Annotated in this window: 20 protein-coding genes and 1 tRNA gene; 9 read left to right on the forward strand and 12 right to left on the reverse strand. The window is 56.6% G+C overall.

All coding sequences use genetic code 11. The features are described from left to right. Window positions 1-52: 52 nt before the first annotated feature. A complete protein-coding gene (dctA, locus tag AC3WTM_RS26210; protein WP_102668719.1) occupies window positions 53-1,378 on the reverse strand; it encodes a C4-dicarboxylate transporter DctA in 1,326 nt (441 codons plus the stop codon). 44 nt (window positions 1,379-1,422) lie between these two features. Next, window positions 1,423-2,505, reverse strand: a complete 1,083-nt coding sequence (locus AC3WTM_RS26215; RefSeq protein WP_102668720.1) for a 4-oxalomesaconate tautomerase — start codon at window positions 2,503-2,505, stop codon at window positions 1,423-1,425. Between the two features lie 166 nt (window positions 2,506-2,671). Here AC3WTM_RS26215 and AC3WTM_RS26220 point away from each other — a divergent pair, with 166 nt between their 5' ends. The 7 genes from AC3WTM_RS26220 to AC3WTM_RS26250 all read left to right on the forward strand — a co-directional run bounded on the left by AC3WTM_RS26220 (window position 2,672) and on the right by AC3WTM_RS26250 (window position 9,650). Continuing rightward, window positions 2,672-3,562, forward strand: coding sequence for a LysR family transcriptional regulator (locus tag AC3WTM_RS26220; RefSeq protein ID WP_015095835.1), 891 nt, complete (start codon window positions 2,672-2,674; stop codon window positions 3,560-3,562). A gap of 73 nt (window positions 3,563-3,635) precedes the next feature. Next, window positions 3,636-4,190: a hypothetical protein gene (locus AC3WTM_RS26225; protein ID WP_256586086.1), complete on the forward strand. Its 555-nt coding sequence runs from the start codon at window positions 3,636-3,638 to the stop codon at window positions 4,188-4,190. A gap of 30 nt (window positions 4,191-4,220) precedes the next feature. Then, window positions 4,221-4,451, forward strand: a complete 231-nt coding sequence (locus AC3WTM_RS26230; RefSeq protein WP_256586087.1) for a helix-turn-helix transcriptional regulator — start codon at window positions 4,221-4,223, stop codon at window positions 4,449-4,451. Between the two features lie 147 nt (window positions 4,452-4,598). Next, complete coding sequence (locus AC3WTM_RS26235) at window positions 4,599-5,534, forward strand: LysR family transcriptional regulator (RefSeq protein ID WP_102668721.1); 936 nt, start codon at window positions 4,599-4,601, stop codon at window positions 5,532-5,534. A gap of 168 nt (window positions 5,535-5,702) precedes the next feature. Further along, window positions 5,703-7,157, forward strand: a complete 1,455-nt coding sequence (tcuA, locus tag AC3WTM_RS26240) for an FAD-dependent tricarballylate dehydrogenase TcuA (RefSeq protein WP_102668722.1) — start codon at window positions 5,703-5,705, stop codon at window positions 7,155-7,157. After that, complete coding sequence (tcuB, locus tag AC3WTM_RS26245) at window positions 7,144-8,301, forward strand: tricarballylate utilization 4Fe-4S protein TcuB (protein ID WP_102668723.1); 1,158 nt, start codon at window positions 7,144-7,146, stop codon at window positions 8,299-8,301. Before tcuA ends, tcuB begins: the two co-directional genes overlap by 14 nt. 47 nt (window positions 8,302-8,348) lie before the next feature. Further along, window positions 8,349-9,650, forward strand: coding sequence for an MFS transporter (locus AC3WTM_RS26250; protein WP_041474914.1), 1,302 nt, complete (start codon window positions 8,349-8,351; stop codon window positions 9,648-9,650). A 223-nt stretch (window positions 9,651-9,873) separates the two neighbouring features. On the opposite strand, the gene AC3WTM_RS26255 is transcribed toward AC3WTM_RS26250, so the two are convergent. The 9 genes from AC3WTM_RS26255 to thrS form a co-directional block, all read right to left on the reverse strand. Then, window positions 9,874-9,950: transfer RNA gene (locus tag AC3WTM_RS26255), tRNA-Pro, on the reverse strand. A gap of 89 nt (window positions 9,951-10,039) precedes the next feature. Further along, entirely contained in the window at window positions 10,040-10,396 is a 357-nt protein-coding gene (locus AC3WTM_RS26260; protein WP_003179985.1) for a MerR family transcriptional regulator, read from the reverse strand. Next, the gene (gene ihfA, locus AC3WTM_RS26265; RefSeq protein WP_002553164.1) at window positions 10,377-10,679 is read right to left on the reverse strand and encodes an integration host factor subunit alpha; all 303 of its coding nucleotides are present in this window, start codon (window positions 10,677-10,679) and stop codon (window positions 10,377-10,379) included. The genes AC3WTM_RS26260 and ihfA overlap by 20 nt, the downstream gene beginning before the upstream one ends. Window positions 10,680-10,682: 3 nt before the next feature. Beyond that, window positions 10,683-13,061, reverse strand: a complete 2,379-nt coding sequence (gene pheT, locus AC3WTM_RS26270) for a phenylalanine--tRNA ligase subunit beta (RefSeq protein WP_102668724.1) — start codon at window positions 13,059-13,061, stop codon at window positions 10,683-10,685. 26 nt (window positions 13,062-13,087) lie between these two features. After that, window positions 13,088-14,104: a phenylalanine--tRNA ligase subunit alpha gene (gene pheS / locus AC3WTM_RS26275; RefSeq protein WP_007975711.1), complete on the reverse strand. Its 1,017-nt coding sequence runs from the start codon at window positions 14,102-14,104 to the stop codon at window positions 13,088-13,090. A 109-nt stretch (window positions 14,105-14,213) separates the two neighbouring features. Continuing rightward, on the reverse strand, window positions 14,214-14,570 hold the full coding sequence (rplT, locus tag AC3WTM_RS26280; RefSeq protein WP_007905879.1) for a 50S ribosomal protein L20: 357 nt from the start codon (window positions 14,568-14,570) through the stop codon (window positions 14,214-14,216). 28 nt (window positions 14,571-14,598) lie between these two features. Further along, on the reverse strand, window positions 14,599-14,793 hold the full coding sequence (rpmI, locus tag AC3WTM_RS26285; protein WP_002553160.1) for a 50S ribosomal protein L35: 195 nt from the start codon (window positions 14,791-14,793) through the stop codon (window positions 14,599-14,601). Between the two features lie 60 nt (window positions 14,794-14,853). After that, complete coding sequence (gene infC / locus AC3WTM_RS26290) at window positions 14,854-15,405, reverse strand: translation initiation factor IF-3 (protein ID WP_172435703.1); 552 nt, start codon at window positions 15,403-15,405, stop codon at window positions 14,854-14,856. Further along, window positions 15,405-17,327, reverse strand: a complete 1,923-nt coding sequence (gene thrS, locus AC3WTM_RS26295; protein ID WP_102668725.1) for a threonine--tRNA ligase — start codon at window positions 17,325-17,327, stop codon at window positions 15,405-15,407. The genes infC and thrS overlap by 1 nt, the downstream gene beginning before the upstream one ends. Window positions 17,328-17,702: 375 nt before the next feature. On the opposite strand from thrS, the gene AC3WTM_RS26300 reads away from it, so the two are divergent. Beyond that, entirely contained in the window at window positions 17,703-18,005 is a 303-nt protein-coding gene (locus tag AC3WTM_RS26300) for a hypothetical protein (RefSeq protein WP_102668726.1), read from the forward strand. A 292-nt stretch (window positions 18,006-18,297) separates the two neighbouring features. Next, window positions 18,298-18,510: a cold-shock protein gene (locus tag AC3WTM_RS26305; RefSeq protein WP_003179963.1), complete on the forward strand. Its 213-nt coding sequence runs from the start codon at window positions 18,298-18,300 to the stop codon at window positions 18,508-18,510. Between the two features lie 70 nt (window positions 18,511-18,580). Here AC3WTM_RS26305 and AC3WTM_RS26310 read toward each other — a convergent pair whose 3' ends face one another. Then, complete coding sequence (locus tag AC3WTM_RS26310) at window positions 18,581-18,901, reverse strand: I78 family peptidase inhibitor (RefSeq protein WP_102668727.1); 321 nt, start codon at window positions 18,899-18,901, stop codon at window positions 18,581-18,583. Window positions 18,902-18,977 lie beyond the last annotated feature (76 nt).

The raw sequence follows: 18,977 nt of genomic DNA on the forward strand, positions 1-18,977 counted from the left end.
GCCTGGCGGGGAGTTGAATGAAGTGTTTGTTGGGTGTTTCAGGCGTGTCCGGTCAGACGTGTTCCGTGACCTTGCGACCATCCCAGTTTTCACTCTGGGTTTGTGCCAGGGAGGGCGACGGTTCGCCGTCAAGAGTCCGCATCAGTGTCTCGCGATCACAAGCGTTCTCCGAGATGGACATCACCACGGTAGCCACGGCGTTACTTGCCAGACTGGTCAAGGCCCGGGCTTCCGACATGAAGCGGTCAATACCGATCAGCAGTGCAAGGCCAGCCAGGGGAATGTCATGGATCACAGTCAGTGTCGACGCCAGCGCGACAAACCCGGCTCCGGTCACACCTGCTGCCCCCTTCGAGGACAACAGCATGATGGCCAGCATGGTCACGGTCTGTGTCAGGCTTAGATCGATGTTGCAAGCTTGAGCAATGAATACCGCTGCCAGCGAGAGGTAGATTGCCGTACCGTCGAGGTTAAACGAGTAACCCGTTGGCAGCACCAGCCCCACCACACCTTTTTTGCAACCCAGGGCCTGCAGCTTTTCCAACATCCGCGGCATCACCGGCTCGGTGGAGGAAGTCCCGAGCACCACCAGGAATTCTTCGCGGAAGTAGCGCAGTAACTTCCATAGACTGAAGCCATTCGCCCGGCAAATGCTCCCCAGCACCACAAAGACGAAGAAGGCACAGGCTACGTACAAGGTCATGATCAGCTTCGCCAGCGAGCCCAACGATATAATACCGTACTGGCCTACGGTGAATGCCAAGGCGCCAAAAGCACCGATCGGAGCGAAGCGCATCAGGTAGGAGAAAATCTTGAACACCATGTGCGAGGCGGATTCCAGTACATCCAGTACCGGCTTGCCACGCTCGCCGATGGCCGACAGTGCGAAACCGCAAAGCACCGCGATGAACAACACCGGCAACACTTCACCCTTGTTGAAAGCGCCGATGAAAGTGTCCGGGATGATGTGCATGAAAAACTCGACCACTCCCAGCTTCGCGGCGGAATCGGTGTATTGCGACAGTCCCTTGGTGCTCAACTGGGCGGGGTCAATGTTCATGCCCACACCGGGTTTGAACAGGTAGACCGACACCAGGCCTATGATCAAACTGATCACGGTCAGTGCCAGGAACAGCAGCATGGTCTTGCTCAACAAACGCCCGAGGGAGCGTTTGTCGCTCATGCCAGCAATACCGGTGACGATGGTGCAGAACACCACCGGAGCGATCATCATCTTGATCAACTTGATGAAGGCATCACCCAGCGGCTTCAAGGCGATGGCCTGTTGCGACCAAAAATGTCCGACCAGCACACCCAACAGCACGGCGAGGAGAATCTGGAAGTAGAGCGATTTTACAACTTTCATGGCATCACCCATTTTTAGAATTGTGCTGATGCAAGAACGGCAATGACCAGGGGAAATTATCCGGCAAGTCGTTGGGAAGCCGTGGCGTAGACAAAACCGGAGAACAGCCTGCGCGATGTACGCACCACTGAGGCACGAATTGTCTCACCCTGATCGCCGGTGTAGGACAATACGACATCTATCCCACCACTTGGATGTTCAATGCGTACTTGCTTCAAGCGCGGCTCGCTAACCCCGCCGAGCAATTGCGCGACCACACTGCCTTCAGTAACACAAGCGGTGGCAAGGCCGATGGAACCGGTGATCGCCAAGGCCCGGTGGCAGTTGTGTGGCATGAAGTAGCGCACCTGAATTGTGCCGCCAGCCTTGGCCGGTGACACCAGTACAGGCTTGGGAATCACTTTGTCGCTGACGTCACCCAGGCCCATTGCCAAGCCGGCTTGCAGTCGCAAGGACTCCAGGCGACGCAGGAACTCTTTGTCGGCATCCAGTTCAGCAGGACTTTCATCGCCGCGCTTACCCAATTGGCCAGCTTCGATGATCATCATCGGCATCGCCATGTCGATGCAGGTCACTGGAATACCGTCGATCAAATCCTGCGTTTGCCCAGTCGGGAAAAGCTTGCCGGTCTTGCTGCCCGCAGCATCCAGGAAGGTGAGTTGCACAGGAGCAGCGGTACCCGGCACACCATCGATGGCGGTGTCACCTTCATAGCTGACCTTCCCACCGGGCGTCTGAACCTCGGCGTTCACAAAAGTGCCCGTGTTGAGGTTGCGAATACGCACACGTGTCAGGTCTTTGGAGGCTTTTACCAGCCCCTGCTCGATGGCGAACGGGCCAACGGCGCAAAGCATGTTGCCGCAATTAGGCGCGGTGTCGACTCGACGCTGGGAGACCATGACTTGAACGAACAGATAGTCGACATCAGCCTCAGGATGCAGCGACGGGCTGACGATCGCCACCTTGCTGGTTTGTGGGCTGCCACCACCGATGCCGTCAATTTCCAGTTCATGCCCAGAACCCATGAGGTTGAGCAGCAATTCATCACGGTCTTCGATCGCAACAGGTAGATCCCAGGCGAGGAACACTGGGCCCTTGGAAGTACCACCGCGCATTAGCACACAGGGAATTCGTTGCATAAACACTAACTCTTGTTGATCAATCGGTGCAATTGATGTCTTGTGAGCAAGAGTCGCAGGCTTTAAAAATTGTTTCCAATGCAAATATCAGCCTGATTATTGCGTTTTACGAATGATAAATTTAGGCTGACTGGGCTTAACAACTCTCGACTAGTGAGATAAAAAAGTGAATTATGAGCTCAATGACATCCGATCTTTCGTGAAGATCGCCGAACTTGGAAGCTTCCACGAAGCTGCCGATGCATTGCATCTCTCTCAACCCGCGCTGAGTCGGAGAATGAAAAAGCTTGAAGAGGGATTGGGAACAGCGCTTCTTGATCGCACGACAAGAAGGGTAAGCCTCACCAGCGTTGGGCGAGACTTCCTGCCCAAGGCACGACGCTTATTGGATGACTTCGACGACTCGATACTTAACATCCGAGAGTTGGCGGAGCGGCAGAGCGGCCGTGTAACCCTTGCCTGCATCCCAACCGCAGCCTTCTACTTCCTCCCTTCGGTAATCCGCCTCTACAACGAGCGCTATCCACAAATCCGCATTCGCTTGCTTGATCTCAGTGCGAACGAAGGGCTGGAGGCTGTTCTGCGTGGCGAAGCCGACTTTGGCATCAACATGATGAGCGGACAGCACCCCGACATAGAGTTCGTGCCGCTGGTCAACGAGCCTTTTGTTTTAGCTTGTCGACGCGATCATGAGCTGGCCGAGCGTAGCTCGGTAACCTGGTCTGAACTTAGCAATTACCGCCTTATCGGGGTCGGTCGCCTAAGCGGCAACCGCATGTTGCTTGACCACGCTTTGTCAGGCTTGAGCTGGCGTCCGCAGTGGTTTTATGAGGTGCAACACCTTTCTACTTCGCTGGGCCTGGTAGAAGCTGGGTTAGGGGTATCGGCGATGCCCAGCCTGGCTATGCCTGCTGTGGATCATCCAACATTGGTAAGCGTCCCTTTGATAGAGCCCATAGTTAACCGATCGTTGGGACTGGTTTACCGGAGAGGAGCTTCACTCTCTCCGGCAGCGGAAAAATTCGTCTCAATACTGCTCGAACAATGGGAAAAATGACCTCTCGCTCTTAAGTGCCGGTACGCGCACTACCCCACGAACGCCAACCTTCATCACGTGAACTGATCCCTGAATGAACCATTGGCTGCTTACTAACGTTTACCCTCAGAACCCACTGACGACAGGGGAAATTGCTCATCTATTGGCGCGGGTCGGCGAGGATTGCCGAACCTGGTTGGCGGCAGAGTTACTGACCTTGGTGCGGGGTGAAATGCCGCTGGCTCAATGTACAATTTTCGCTTATCCGGAAGGCCAGGAGCCGCAGGTGTTGTCGTGTTCCGATCAGGCAAGACTCGTGCAGATATCGCGTATCTCTCGGGAGTACGTCGAGCGTTTTCACAGCCTGGACGGCAACCGCCAAGCGATGCTCGGTCACCGGGCAAAATACGGCAGCGCGCGAATCCTGGCTCAGCTTCAGTCAGTTGAAGACATCACCCATCGTGACTATCGGCGGGTCTGCTACGAGCAACCGCAAATCTCTCAGCGCATGGCCTTGCTCAATCATCAGGAAGAGGGCGGGGCCTGGCTGTCGATCAACTATCGAGGTCGTGAGCACGGCAATTTCAATGAGCACGAAATTGAATTTATCGAGTCGGTTGCGCCGTTACTGATTCAAGTCACGCGTTAGCACTATCGCGCTTTTATCGAAGCCAATCAGATGCCATCCTTGTTAAGTCAACGCGTCGAGTTGCTCTATCCTGAACTGACTCGTCGGGACCGTGAACTGCTCAGGCATTTACTCAGTGGCCTGGGGGCGGAAGACATTGCGCCCCTGATGGGCATCCAGTGCTCAAGCGCCGCTACCTACATCAAGCGACTTTTTCGAAAGGTGGGAGTCAGTGGACATCGAGAATTGCTGGGGCTGGTAGTGAGAGGTCGTTGGTCCTGAACAGGCATTGAATACTGAGTATTGGCGAAAAACCGCGAGTCTGAGCATCTTTCATTCACCGCTAGCCATGGGTGGCTATTCCGACTTCGTAACTTGCGTGGCAAACGTTCAAGTAATTGAACAACAAATTCGCTGGGAGCAGCCACATTGGAATTGAGACAACTGCGCTATTTCGTAAAAATCATTGAGCTTGGCAGCCTGGGGCGTGCGGCACTTGAACTGGACGTTGGTGTGTCAGCCCTCAGTCAACAAATCTCCAAGCTGGAAAGCGAACTGTGCACCCGCCTCCTGAATCGAACCTCCACCGGTGTGACGCCCACTAGCGCCGGATTTGCGTTTTTACACCATGCCCAACTGACGCTACGCCAGGCGGAAAATGCCATCATGGCCGCCCATCGCGGGCGAATGAGCGGTTATGTCAGCGTCGGCTTACCACCGACTACCGCGACGGTACTCGCGTTGCCGTTGATCAACGCAATGCGTGCGCGTTATCCGGACATACAACTGCATTTGGTGGAAATGCTTTCCGGCCACTTGGCGGCACAGCTCAACGCACGGCAAATTGATCTGGCCATCGTGTTCCAGCTCGAAGGGGGTAAACGCTGGAGCGTGACTCCGCTGCTGGATGAAAAGCTGTTTGTCATCGCCTCGCCCAGCCTGCCTCAAGCGCCTTCTGGTGATAGCGTGCAGTTAGCGGACCTCGGCGGCCTGCCGCTGGTGATGCCCAGTGCGCAACATGGACTGCGCTCGGCATTGATGAGCGTGTTCGAGCGGGTCGGGCTAACACCCAATGTCATTATGGAAGTCGACGGTCTGGCTGTGTTGATGAACGCCGTTCGGGCAGGTCATGCAGCAACGATACAACCGGGGGCGGCCGCTGCATTGAAAGACGGGTCCGGGCTTTCACTGATCAGGATTGCCGATCCCCATGTGGGCCGGCGTAATCTTCTGGCGACGCTGGCTGACGACGAACTCTCTCCGGCCGCGCTGGCAACGCGGTTGGTCATCGTCGATGTGGCGCGACAGTTGGTCGTCGACAAACAGTGGCCTGGAGCTACGTGGATAGAAGGGGTAGACGCGTAATCCTCGCTCAACCCCGGACACATAAGCCTCTCCTGACGACAACGCCTTTAGAAAAACTAAACACCCCGCGTCAAAAGCAGCCTTTCGGCCACTCCTTCCCCACCCTATCGTTCTCCCCACTCGCAAGGAGCACTTCGTTCCCGTCTCCTTGCAAATCGAGGAGCGATAATGATCGATGTCTTAATCATAGGGGGTGGCAACGCTGCCTTGTGCGCCGCTCTGATGGCGCGAGAAGCGGGCGCCAGCGTGATGCTGCTGGAAGCCTCTCCGAAACTCTGGCGCGGTGGCAACTCCCAACACACCCGTAACCTGCGGTGCATGCACGACGAACCGCAGGACGTGCTGATCGATGCTTATCCGGAAGAAGAATACTGGCAAGACCTGTTGAAGGTTACCGGTGGCCTCACGGATGAAAAGCTTGCACGCATTGCCATTCGGGCATCGTCTTCTTGCCGCGACTGGATGCGTTCACACGGCGTGCATTTTCAGCCACCGCTGTCCGGCGCGCTGCACGTGGCGCGGACCAATGCTTTTTTTATGGGCGGCGGCAAAGCGCTGGTCAATGCGTATTTCCGCAGCGCCGAGCGCCTGGGTGTAAAAGTTCGCTACAACACGCAAGTGACCGACATTGAGTTGGATGAGGGGAAATTCGTCGCCGCCCATGTGGGCGAACATGAGGTCGATGGTCAGCGTTTCGCCGCCGAACGCATTGAAGCCCGGGCCTGCGTGTTGGCGGCCGGCGGCTTCGAATCCAACCGTGAATGGCTGCGCGAAGCCTGGGGTCAGAACGAACGCGGTGAATGGCCATCGGATAATTTCCTGATCCGGGGCACCCGATTCAACACCGGCATTTTGCTACGGCGCATGCTCGACCTTGGCGCAGATGTGATCGGCGATCCGACGCAAGCACACATGGTCGCGATTGATGCCCGCGCGCCACTCTACGACGGCGGCATCTGCACCCGAATAGACTGCGTATCGCTGGGTGTAGTGGTCAATCGTGATGGCGAACGCTTCTACGACGAAGGTGAGGATTTCTGGCCAAAACGTTATGCGATCTGGGGGCGTCTGGTGGCCGGACAACCCGGTCAGCAGGCGTATTCGATCATCGATCAACAAGCCATCGGCCGCTTCATGCCGCCGGTCTTTCCCGGAACCACCGCCAATACTCTGCAAGACCTTGCCCGTCAGTTGAAGCTGCCTCAAGAAAAATTCGTCAAGACTATCGAGGACTACAACAGCGCCTGCCGCGTTGGCACGTTCGATCACACGGCGTTGGACGACTGCCACACCCAAGGACTGTTGCCCGCCAAAACCCATTGGGCGCGGCCATTGGTGAAACCACCTTTCTACGCCTACCCGCTTAAACCGGGTGTCACGTTCACCTACCTCGGCCTCGCCACCGACGAAACCGCTGCCGTGCATTTCAACGGCAAAGCGAGCCCCAACCTGTTCGTCGCGGGTGAAATGATGGCCGGCAATGTTCTGGGCAAGGGCTACACCGCCGGCATTGGCATGGCCATCGGTACCGCGTTTGGCCGCATCGCCGGTGTGCAGGCGGCCGCTTCGGTGGGCTTTGGCGTCTCATCTGCAAACACGGAGTCTCGACATGCAACTGTTTGATCCCCAAGCATCGGGCGGGTTGATCCCCGTGTTGAATCTTGACGAAAGTGAAGTCCAGCGGCAGATGACCATCTGCAATGCCTGCCGTTATTGCGAAGGTTTTTGCGCGGTATTTCCTGCGATGACCCGGCGTTTGGAATTCACTCAGGCCGACATCCATTACCTGGCGAACTTGTGCCATAACTGCGGCGCGTGCCTGCACGCCTGTCAGTACGCCGCCCCACACGAATTCGACGTCAACATACCCAAAGCCATGGCCAAAGTGCGACTGGATACTTACGCCGAATACGCCTGGCCGCAAGTGATGGGCAGGTTGTATCAGCGCAACGGCCTGACCCTGGCGCTGGCTTCCGGTGGGGGACTGGCCTTGTTTTTATGCCTGACCCTGATGCTCATGGGCAACCTGTTCACGGCCATTCCCGGGGGCAACTTCTACAAGATTTTCCCGCATAACACCCTGGCGCTGATGTTCGGCACAGTGTTCGGCTTTGCGGTACTTGCCCTGACCATGGGTGTACGGCGCTTCTGGCGCAACGTTTCACCGGTCGCAGCGCCACTGCCGTTGAAAACGTCCGCTGCATTGGAGGCCACGGTCAACGTCGCGAAGCTCAAATACCTGGACGGCGGCCATGGCGAAGGCTGCAACAACGCTGACGATCAATTCACCTTGTGGCGACGCCGATTCCACCACCTGACCTTCTACGGCTTCATGCTGTGCTTCGCCGCCACCGGCGTCGCCACGCTCTTTCACTATCTGCTGAGGTGGTCGGCGCCTTATCCGATCTTCAGCTTGCCGGTGATGTTGGGTATTGCCGGTGGCATCGGCCTGCTGATCGGCCCGGCGGGTCTTCTTTGGCTGAACCTGCGTCGCAACCCTGCGCACGGCGATGAGAACCAAAAGCCCATGGATCGCGGCTTCATCGCGCTGCTGTTCCTGGTCAGCGCAAGCGGCCTGGCGCTACTGGCTTTGCGTGAAACCAGTGCCTTGGGCTTGATGTTGGCTATCCACCTCGGCCTGGTCATGGCGTTTTTCTTGACCATGCCCTACAGCAAATTCGCCCATGGAATATTCCGCAGCGCAGCGCTGCTCAAACATGCCATCGAGAAGCGTCAACCCAACCCGATCAACGCCGGCAGCGACTGACGGTTAAAGCACTCATTCCAAAAACAATAGTGAGCATAACGGTAGCCATGATGAAAACGACAACGGCAACAACCCGAGCCAAGGGGTCCAAATTGGGCGCCATTTTGCGGGTCACCAGCGGTAACTTCCTCGAGCAGTTCGACTTCTTTCTGTTCGGGTTCTACGCGACCTACATCTCCCAGACCTTCTTTCCAGCCACCAGCGAGTTTGCCTCGTTGATGATGACCTTCGCGGTATTCGGCTCCGGATTCCTGATGCGTCCATTAGGCGCCATTGTACTGGGGGCGTACATCGACAAGGTGGGCCGTCGCAAGGGGCTGATCGTGACGCTGTCGATCATGGCCGCCGGTACCGTATTGATCGCCCTGGTGCCGGGCTATGCCGCCATCGGCGTGGCGGCACCGATTCTGGTGTTATTGGGCAGGCTGCTACAGGGCTTCTCCGCCGGCGCGGAAATGGGCGGTGTTTCCGTGTATCTGGCGGAAATTTCCACCCCCGGTCACACCGGTTTCTACACCAGTTGGCAATCGGCCAGCCAACAGGTAGCGATCGTCGTCGCGGCCGCGTTGGGCTACACGATCAATGCCACGATGCAAGCCGCTGAGATCGCCGATTGGGGGTGGCGAATTCCGTTCTTCATTGGCTGCGTGATCATCCCGTTCATTTTCATTATTCGCCGCTCACTGGAAGAAACCGCTGCCTTCACTGCTCGCAGCCATCGCCCAACCACTCGCGAAGTTTTTCGCTCGATGCGTGACAACTGGCGCACCGTGCTGGCGGGCGGCTTGCTGGCGTCCATGACTACCACCACGTTCTACCTGATTACGGTCTACACACCGACGTTTGGCAGGACAGTGCTGAACTTAAGTACCACCGACAGCCTGGCGGTCACACTGCTGGTCGGTATCAGCAACTTTATCTGGCTGCCTATCGGCGGCGCCCTCTCCGACCGCATTGGCCGTCGACCACTGTTGCTGGCGATATCGTTGCTGTGCATCTTCACCGCCTATCCCGCCATGCACTGGCTGGCAGAGGCGGCGAGTTTCGAACGACTGCTCGCTGTTCTACTGTACTTCTCATTCTTCTTTGGCATTTACAACGGCGCCATGGTCGCGGCACTGACCGAAGTTATGCCACAGAACGTGCGGGTAGTCGGATTTTCTCTGGCCTTCAGTTTAGCCACTGCGGTGTTTGGCGGTTTTACCCCAGCAATCTCGACGCTGCTTGTCCAGGCCACGGGCGACAAGGCATCACCTGCCTACTGGCTGATGTTCGCGGCGGTGTGCGGGTTCACGGCGACGACGATTCTGTATCGTCGGCAAAAAGCTTTGGCAGTCAGAACCGTTTAGTTCCTCGATCGCCGACGCTTACCACCCGTCGATCCACGGCGGGACCGAATTAGAGTGGCATGAGGTCGATTACTGTCTTTCGTCAAGATAATACTCGGCCTAAAGACCCATCTCCTCCGAAAGAGGTGAGGGTTCCACCGAGAGCCAGTCATTTTGTAGGGGTAAAAAACTTTATAAATAAAAAGGGGTCGCGAGAAAAAATCTCGCAACCCCTCGATTTATATGGTCGGGACGGAGTGATTCGAACACTCGACCCCTAGCACCCCATGCTAGTGCGCTACCGGACTGCGCTACGCCCCGACTAGGCGTGAAACTCATCCCTCATCTCGAGGAACGCTCAAGAATATATCGCAAGCTTTTGAAAACTGGAAGTATTTAAAAGCGAGAATTTATTTCTTGAGTACCACCAGAACATCTTCGAGCTCGGCGATCATCTGGCGGATCATTTGCTTGTATTGGGTGGTGTCGTCTTTGGCTTCATCGCCGGACAAACGCAGGCGCGCTCCGCCGATGGTGAACCCCTGATCGTAAAGGAGCGCGCGGATCTGCCGGATCATCAGTACGTCCTGGCGCTGATAATACCGGCGGTTTCCGCGGCGTTTGACAGGGTTGAGTTGAGGAAACTCCTGCTCCCAGTAGCGCAGCACATGTGGTTTTACCGCACACAGCTCGCTGACTTCACCAATGGTGAAGTAGCGTTTGCCCGGGATGACGGGGAGTTCGTCGTTATGACTTGGTTCCAGCATAAGCCTCAACTCGGGCCTTCAACTTCTGCCCTGGACGAAAGGTGACCACACGGCGAGCCGTGATCGGGATTTCTTCCCCCGTTTTCGGATTGCGGCCAGGCCGCTGGCGTTTGTCCCGAAGGTCGAAATTGCCGAAACCGGACAATTTGACTTGTTCGTTGTCTTCGAGAGCGTGCCTGATTTCTTCAAAAAACAGTTCGACCAATTCCTTGGCCTCCCGTTTGTTCAGGCCCAGCTCTTCATACAGACGTTCCGCCATCTCAGCTTTCGTCAGAGCCCCCATACGTCACTTCCTTAACGTGGCGTTCAACCTTTGTTCGAGCGAGGTGAGGATGTTTTGCGTTGCGGTATTCACCTCATCGTCATTAAGAGTGCGCGATGGATGCTGCCAGGTCAAGCCGACTGCGAGGCTTTTTCTATCAGGATCAATGCCTTTACCCTGATACACGTCAAATAGCCTGAGGTCTGTCAGCCATTCGCCTGCATTTTCACGGATTACGTCCAGTACAGCCGTGGCTGCAACGTCTTTGTGCGCAATCAGTGCAAGGTCACGACGCACTTCAGGAAAGCGCGATAACTCGTGGAATTTAGGCATTTTGCCCGACGCCACTTCCGCCAGAACCAACTCGAAGACGAAGACCGGACGGTCGAGACCGAGGGTTTTCGACAATTCAGGGTGGATCGCGCCAATGAAGCCAACCAGACGACCGTCACGTTCGATGCGCGCGGTTTGACCCGGGTGCAGCGCTGGGTGCTTGCCCGGCACGAAAGTGAATGCATCCAGGGCACCGGCAAAACCCAGTACCGCTTCCACGTCTGCCTTGACGTCGAAGAAGTCGATGGTATCGCGACCCTGAGCCCAGCCTTCCGGCAGGCGACTACCGCAAACAACACCCGCCAACATTGGCTCTTGCTTCAGACCTTCAAGCTGGCCAACGAAACGCAGGCCGCTTTCGAACAGACGCACGCGATCCTGCTGACGGTTCAGGTTGTGCTGAAGCGCCTTGACCAGACCCGGCCACAGCGACGAACGCATGGCAGCCATGTCATTGGAGATCGGATTGGCCAGCAGCAACGGCTCCACACCCGGATTAAACAGTTCGAACTGTTTCGGATCGATGAAGCTATAGGTAATCGCTTCCTGATATCCACGGGCAACCAGCAGGCGGCGCAGTTCAGGCAGGTCGCTACGGGCTTCTGCCTTGGCTTGCGGCGCCAGACGCGCTTGCGGATAACGAACCGGCAAACGGTTGTAGCCATACAGGCGTGCCAGTTCTTCGATCAGGTCCACTTCCAGGCTGATATCGAAGCGATGGCTTGGAACTTCTACACGCCACTGCCCTGCCCCATCGGCAGTAATGGCCAGGCCCAAGGCGTTGAGCAGACGCTCCACCTCAGCCGAATCCATTTCCATGCCCAACATCTGGGTAATACGCTGGGCACGCAGGGTGATCGGAGCAATTTTCGGCAGGTGCTGTTCGCTGACGGTCTCGATGATCGGACCCGCTTCACCACCGGTGATTTCCAGCAGCAAACCAGTCGCGCGCTCCATGGCTTCGCGGGCCAGTTTCCAGTCCACGCCACGCTCATAGCGATGAGATGCATCGGTGTGCAGGCCATAGGAACGGGCCTTGCCTGCTACGGCGATCTGGTCGAAGAAGGCGCTTTCCAGGAACACATCACGTGTGGTCGAGGAAACACCGCTGTGCTCGCCACCCATGACGCCGGCAATTGCCAGTGCGCGGGAGTGGTCGGCAATCACCAGCGTATCGCTACGCAGACTGACTTCCTGGCCGTCGAGCAGCACCAGCTTCTCGCCCTCTTCAGCCATGCGCACACGGATGCCACCGTTGATTTCGGCGAGATCGAAGGCGTGCAGCGGCTGACCCAGTTCCAGCATCACATAGTTGGTGATGTCGACGGCAGCGTCGATGCTGCGCACGTCGGCACGACGCAGACGCTCGACCATCCACAGCGGCGTTGCTTTGGACAGGTCGACGTTACGGATCACACGCCCCAGGTAACGTGGGCACGCGGCGGGCGCCAGCACTTCTACCGAGCGCACTTCGTCGTGGGCGGCAGGAACCGAAGCCACCACCGGACGGACCACCGCAGCGGCGTACAGGGCACCCACTTCACGGGCCAGACCGGCCAGGGACAGGCAGTCACCACGGTTCGGGGTCAGATCGACCTCGATGCTGGCGTCTTCCAGGTCCAGGTAAACGCGGAAATCCTCACCCACCGGCGCATCGGCCGGCAGCTCCATCAGGCCGTCATTACCTTCACCGACCTGCAGCTCGGTTTGCGAGCACAGCATGCCGTTGGACTCGACGCCACGCAGCTTGGCTTTCTTGATCTTGAAGTCGCCTGGCAGCTCGGCGCCGATCATGGCGAAAGGAATCTTCAAGCCCGGGCGCACGTTTGGCGCACCGCAAACAACCTGGAAGGTTTCCGAACCGTTACTGACCTGGCACACGCGCAGCTTGTCGGCGTCCGGGTGCTGCTCGGTGCTCAGCACCTCACCAACGACCACGCCACTGAAAACACCGGCGGCCGGCGTAACGCTATCGACCTCAAGACCGGCCATCGACAGACGAGCAACCAGCTCGTCGCGACTTACCTGCGGGCTAACCCAGCCACGCAGCCATTGTTCACTGAATTTCATCCTGCTCTCCTAAGAATTCGTTACGACTAGCGAAATTGCGCGAGGAACCGCAAGTCGTTGTCGAAGAACAGACGCAAGTCGTTCACGCCGTAACGCAGCATGGCCAGTCGCTCTACGCCCATGCCGAAGGCAAAGCCCGAGAACTCTTCCGGGTCGATCCCGGACATGCGCAGCACGTTCGGGTGAACCATGCCGCAACCCATCACTTCCAGCCAGCCGGTCTGCTTGCAGACACGGCAGCCTTTACCGCTGCACATCACGCACTCCATGTCGACTTCAGCGGATGGCTCGGTGAACGGGAAGTACGAAGGACGGAAACGCACCGCCAGTTCCTTTTCGAAGAACACCCGCAGGAACTCTTCGATGGTGCCTTTGAGGTCGGCGAAATTGATGTCGCGATCGATCAGCAGGCCTTCGACCTGGTGGAACATCGGCGAGTGGGTGATATCGGAGTCGCTGCGGTATACACGGCCTGGGCAGACGATGCGGATCGGCGGCTGTTTCGACTCCATGGTGCGGACCTGTACCGGCGAGGTATGGGTGCGCAACAACATGTTCGCATTGAAATAGAAGGTGTCATGCATCGACCGGGCCGGGTGGTGGCCAGGGATGTTGAGCGCTTCGAAGTTGTGATAGTCGTCTTCGACCTCAGGGCCTTCGGCGATGCCGTAGCCAATACGGGTGAAGAACTGTTCGACGCGTTCCAGAGTACGGGTAACCGGATGCAGACCACCGGAGGTCTGACCACGGCCAGGCAGGGTCACGTCAATGGACTCGGCGGAGAGTTTGGCAGCCAGATCGGCTTCTTCAAACAATGCCTTGCGCGCATTAAGGACCTCTGTGACACGTTCCTTGGCAACGTTGATCAGCGCACCGACCTGCGGACGCTCTTCTGCCGGCAAATTCCCCAGGGTCTTCATCACCTGAGTCAATTCACCCTTCTTGCCAAGGTAGTGAACCCGGATTTGCTCCAGGGCATTGATATCTTCAGCGCTTTGCACAGCCTCTAGAGCTTGAGAGACGAGCGCATCCAGGTTTTCCATGTACAGACTCCAGATACAAAATAGGGGAAGAGCTTGAAGGCTCTTCCCCTATTTATGACGTTTAACACCTGACCCCACAGATGCGAGGCCGGGTGACTGTCGGGGGTACTTAAGCCAAGGTGGCTTTAGCTTTCTCGACAATCGCAGCAAACGCCGCTTTTTCGTTCACTGCCAGATCAGCCAGAACCTTACGGTCGATCTCGATGGACGCTTTTTTCAGGCCGGCGATGAAACGGCTGTAGGACAGACCGTTGATACGAGCACCAGCGTTGATACGAGCGATCCACAGAGCGCGGAACTGACGTTTTTTCTGACGACGGTCACGGTAGGCGTATTGGCCTGCCTTGATTACCGCTTGCTTGGCAACACGGAATACGCGGGAGCGTGCGCCGTAGTAGCCTTTAGCAAGTTTCAGAATTTTTTTGTGACGCTTACGGGCAATGACGCCACGCTTTACACGAGCCATGAGTTACTTCCTCTATTCTTGACTAAAATTAACGAAGGCGCAGCATGCGCTCGACTTTTGCCACGTCAGACGGATGCAGCAAGCTGCTACCGCGCAGTTGACGCTTACGCTTGGTCGACATTTTGGTCAGGATGTGGCTCTTGAAAGCGTGCTTGTGCTTGATACCGTTAGCAGTTTTCAGAAACCGCTTAGCAGCACCACTTTTGGTCTTCATTTTTGGCATGTTCGGATACTCCGCATTCAGTTGATAAACATAATCAGAAGGCCTGCCGTGCCCTGTTGATTACTTCTTCTTTTTCGGGGCGATGACCATGATCAGCTGGCGTCCTTCCATCTTAGGATGCTGTTCGACCGAACCGTACTCAAGCAAGTCACCTTCAACTCGCTTGAGGAGTTCCATCCCCAGCTCCTGGTGGGCCATCTCACGGCCGCGGAATCGCAAGGATACCTTGGCCCTGTCCCCGTCACTCAGGAAACGTACCAGGTTGCGCAGTTTTACCTGGTAATCCCCTTCCTCCGTCCCTGGACGAAACTTGATTTCTTTAACCTGAATCTGCTTCTGGTTTTTCTTGGCCGCAGCAATCTGCTTCTTCTTTTCGAAGATCGATTTGCCGTAGTCCATCAGTTTGCAAACAGGTGGTACTGCATCGGCGGAAATCTCCACCAGATCCAGCTTGGCCTCTTCAGCCTTAAGAAGCGCGTCTTCAATTGACACAATCCCGAGCTGTTCACCTTCAGCCCCAATTAACCGAACCTCGCGTGCCGAGATATTCTCGTTGATCGGGGCTTTCGGTGCAGTTCGTTTATCTTGTCTCATTTCACGCTTAATAATAATTACTCCGAATCTTGGCGACCACGCCGGGAAACCGCTTGGGCGAGGAACTCAGCGAACTGGGCGACGGGCATCGAGCCCAGGTCAGCACCTTCACGAGTACGCACAGCGACAGTCTGCATCTCGACTTCCCGATCTCCGATAACCAAGAGATAAGGAACCTTGAGCAAAGTATGCTCGCGGATTTTAAAGCCGATTTTTTCATTTCTCAAGTCAGACTTGGCACGAAATCCGCTTTCGTTGAGGGTTTTTTCAACCTCGGCGGCGAAATCAGCCTGTTTGTCAGTGATATTCATCACCACTGCCTGGGTCGGAGCCAGCCACGCAGGGAACGCGCCCTCGTAGTGCTCGATCAGGATTCCGACGAAACGCTCGAAGGACCCCAGGATCGCCCGGTGCAACATCACCGGGTGCTTGCGACTGTTGTCTTCGGAGACGAATTCGGCTCCCAGACGGACCGGCAGGTTAAAATCGAGCTGCAGGGTACCACACTGCCAGACGCGACCGAGACAATCTTTCAACGAGAATTCGATCTTCGGACCGTAGAACGCACCCTCGCCCGGTTGCAGATCGTACGGCAGGCCCGCGCTATCAAGGGCTGCGGCCAGCGCAGCTTCGGCGCGATCCCAAAGCTCGTCGGACCCGACGCGTTTTTCCGGACGAGTGGACAGCTTCATCTCGACATCTTTAAAGCCGAAATCGGCGTAGACGTCCATGGTCAGCTTGATAAACGCGGCGGACTCGGCCTGCATCTGCTCTTCGGTGCAGAAGATGTGAGCGTCGTCCTGAGTGAACGCGCGCACGCGCATGATGCCGTGCAAGGCACCCGATGGCTCGTTACGGTGGCACGCGCCAAACTCGGCCAGGCGCATTGGCAGCTCGCGGTAGCTTTTCAGGCCCTGGTTGAATACCTGCACGTGGCAAGGGCAGTTCATTGGCTTGATCGCGTAGTCGCGGTTTTCCGACTGGGTGGTGAACATGTTGTCGGCGTAGTTGGCCCAGTGCCCGGACTTCTCCCACAGGCTGCGGTCAACGACTTGCGGCGTCTTGATTTCCAGGTAGCCATTGTCACGCTGAACCTTGCGCATGTACTGCTCGAGCACCTGGTACAAAGTCCAGCCGTTCGGATGCCAGAACACCATGCCCGGCGACTCTTCCTGAGTATGGAACAGGCCCAGGCGCTTGCCGATCTTGCGGTGGTCGCGCTTTTCGGCTTCTTCAATGCGCTGGATGTAAGCCGCCAATTGCTTCTTGTCCGCCCATGCGGTGCCGTAGACGCGCTGCAATTGCTCGTTCTTGGCATCGCCACGCCAGTAGGCACCGGACAGTTTGGTCAGCTTGAAGGATTTCAGGAAGCGGGTGTTCGGCACGTGCGGACCACGGCACATGTCGACGTATTCTTCGTGATAGTACAGGCCCATGGCCTGCTCGTTCGGCATGTCTTCGACCAGGCGCAACTTGTAGTCTTCGCCACGGGCCTTGAACACTTCGATCACTTCGGCGCGCGGAGTGACTTTCTTGATCACGTCGTAATCTTTCTCGATCAGCTGCTGCATGCGCTGCTCGATGGCCGCAAGGTCGTCCGGCGTGAAAGGACGTTCGAAGGCGATGTCGTAATAGAAACCTTCATCGATGACCGGACCGATGACCATTTTGGCGGTCGGGTACAACTGCTTGACCGCGTGGCCAACCAGGTGGGCGCAAGAGTGGCGAATGATCTCCAGCCCCTCTTCATCCTTTGGCGTGATGATTTGCAGCGACGCGTCGCTGTCGATGATGTCGCTGGCGTCGACCAGCTTGCCATTGACCTTGCCGGCAACGGTGGCTTTGGCCAGGCCTGCACCGATGGATGCGGCGACCTCGGCTACGGAAACCGGATGATCGAATGAACGTTGACTGCCGTCGGGAAGAGTAATAGTTGGCATGGCGCCTCCTCTCCTAGTGGTGACCCCTACCAAAGGTCACGTGGGTTGGGATGAGCCAGTACAAGATCCGGTCCAGGCCGTTCAATGACGAACGCCTGCCTTACAGCGGCAGGAGCCTTGCGGCCAACCGGGAAACCGAACCAGAGTGACTGGGATTCAAATCAGGGTTAATCGTGCATCTGCCGCCACCGGGACTGAAGGTCCGTCGGAGCCTGCAAACGCCCGAGCCACGCATGCTAGCACAGATGAACGGTTGCCACGGTGCGCAGGTTTTGCAGCAGGGTAAATTGGCTGTTTTTATGCCAGAGTGCTGAACTTGAAGCGCACTATCGCCCTCAGATAACAAGATATCTGACCCACAAGGAGTATCTCAGCATGCGTCTGAATCGTTTATTCGCCGTAGTCGCCCCCGTCATTCTCCTGCTACCACTGGCCGCCCATGCAGAATGGCCGAAAGGCGAACGAGAGAAATACATGGCGCAGTGCACCCAGACTGCCACACCACAGATCGGCGCCGCAGCAGCGAAATCCCACTGCGCCTGCGGTGCCGATGCCATCAAATCGTACCCTGCCGCCGACATTCAGGCCCTGATGAACAACACGGCCAGCGACACATTGAAGCAGCAGGCACTGAACAAAATTGCAGCCTGCAAGGCCACCAAAAAAGAGCAAAAATAGGCCCACCCCCACGCTTTCAGCCCCTGAAATACTGTTAAAAAGCCGCTGAAACAGGACCTTTCGTACAATTTATTCAGGTTTTTCAGCTTTTTTTATCGCCTTAACTTTCGGCTGAAAGCCTTATAGAACGGGGCTTTCAGCCTCTAAAGGACACCAAGAAAAAGCGTCTGGTTGGCAAACAGTGCGTCCGGGGGGCTCCCAAACCGAACATTTCGACTATGATACCCGGGTGTGCCCAGTTGGCCTGAGCAGCACAGTACTACTGAAAATATATGTTTCTTGGAGATACACCATGTCTAATCGCCAAACCGGCACCGTTAAATGGTTCAACGATGAAAAAGGCTTCGGCTTCATCACTCCTCAAGGTGGCGGTGACGACCTGTTCGTACACTTCAAAGCTATCGAAAGCGACGGTTTCAAAAGCCTGAAAGAAGGCCAGACTGTTTCCTTCGTGGCTGAGAAAGGCCAAAAGGGTATGCAAGCTGCTCAAGTTCGCCCAGAGTAATTTCCAGGCGCACTAAAAAAACCCCGTCCATGTGACGGGGTTTTTTATGGGTGAAACAAAAGTCGAACGATCAGCCGCAGTTGACGCGGGTCACTACCCGGCTGGCATCGGTGTTCAGGTTCAGGCGATCGGAACGGTACTCCAGCGTCACCATATCGGTTGGCAGCAGGAACCGTGCACTTTGCGCCCCGGCACGGGTACGCGCCTGCTCGAGCAGCTGCGCCGATGCCTGTTTGCCGATGGTGAACTCGGCAGCCTTTGCCTCACAGCGACTGTGACCCGTGTCAGTCGTCGCAACATCCGTTGTTGCCGACTCCGTAGAGGGAGTGCTGCAACCGGCCAGCGTGGCAACGGCCAACAAAGTACCCAATGACGCGAGCTTCCAAGGCATGAAGCCTCCTTATTCAATGATTAAGCTGAGATCGTGCGACAACCAGACTGGCGTTTGGTTTCACAGGGAGCACTGG

The organism is Pseudomonas sp. EU05-FHT14B02 (assembly GCF_058791055.1).

Bases quoted from the DNA above. Each gene is read 5' to 3' on its own strand.
- AC3WTM_RS26310 (WP_102668727.1), bottom strand. From the start codon at position 18,901: ATGCCTTGGAAGCTCGCGTCATTGGGTACTTTGTTGGCCGTTGCCACG.
- ihfA (WP_002553164.1), bottom strand. From the start codon at position 10,679: ATGGGGGCTCTGACGAAAGCTGAGATGGCGGAACGTCTGTATGAAGAG.
- AC3WTM_RS26305 (WP_003179963.1), top strand. From the start codon at position 18,298: ATGTCTAATCGCCAAACCGGCACCGTTAAATGGTTCAACGATGAAAAA.
- rplT (WP_007905879.1), bottom strand. From the start codon at position 14,570: ATGGCTCGTGTAAAGCGTGGCGTCATTGCCCGTAAGCGTCACAAAAAA.
- AC3WTM_RS26260 (WP_003179985.1), bottom strand. From the start codon at position 10,396: ATGCTGGAACCAAGTCATAACGACGAACTCCCCGTCATCCCGGGCAAA.
- AC3WTM_RS26230 (WP_256586087.1), top strand. From the start codon at position 4,221: ATGCCATCCTTGTTAAGTCAACGCGTCGAGTTGCTCTATCCTGAACTG.
- pheT (WP_102668724.1), bottom strand. From the start codon at position 13,061: ATGAAATTCAGTGAACAATGGCTGCGTGGCTGGGTTAGCCCGCAGGTA.
- AC3WTM_RS26250 (WP_041474914.1), top strand. From the start codon at position 8,349: ATGATGAAAACGACAACGGCAACAACCCGAGCCAAGGGGTCCAAATTG.
- AC3WTM_RS26300 (WP_102668726.1), top strand. From the start codon at position 17,703: ATGCGTCTGAATCGTTTATTCGCCGTAGTCGCCCCCGTCATTCTCCTG.
- AC3WTM_RS26215 (WP_102668720.1), bottom strand. From the start codon at position 2,505: ATGCAACGAATTCCCTGTGTGCTAATGCGCGGTGGTACTTCCAAGGGC.
- AC3WTM_RS26225 (WP_256586086.1), top strand. From the start codon at position 3,636: ATGAACCATTGGCTGCTTACTAACGTTTACCCTCAGAACCCACTGACG.
- tcuA (WP_102668722.1), top strand. From the start codon at position 5,703: ATGATCGATGTCTTAATCATAGGGGGTGGCAACGCTGCCTTGTGCGCC.
- pheS (WP_007975711.1), bottom strand. From the start codon at position 14,104: ATGGAAAACCTGGATGCGCTCGTCTCTCAAGCTCTAGAGGCTGTGCAA.
- dctA (WP_102668719.1), bottom strand. From the start codon at position 1,378: ATGGGTGATGCCATGAAAGTTGTAAAATCGCTCTACTTCCAGATTCTC.
- tcuB (WP_102668723.1), top strand. From the start codon at position 7,144: ATGCAACTGTTTGATCCCCAAGCATCGGGCGGGTTGATCCCCGTGTTG.
- rpmI (WP_002553160.1), bottom strand. From the start codon at position 14,793: ATGCCAAAAATGAAGACCAAAAGTGGTGCTGCTAAGCGGTTTCTGAAA.
- thrS (WP_102668725.1), bottom strand. From the start codon at position 17,327: ATGCCAACTATTACTCTTCCCGACGGCAGTCAACGTTCATTCGATCAT.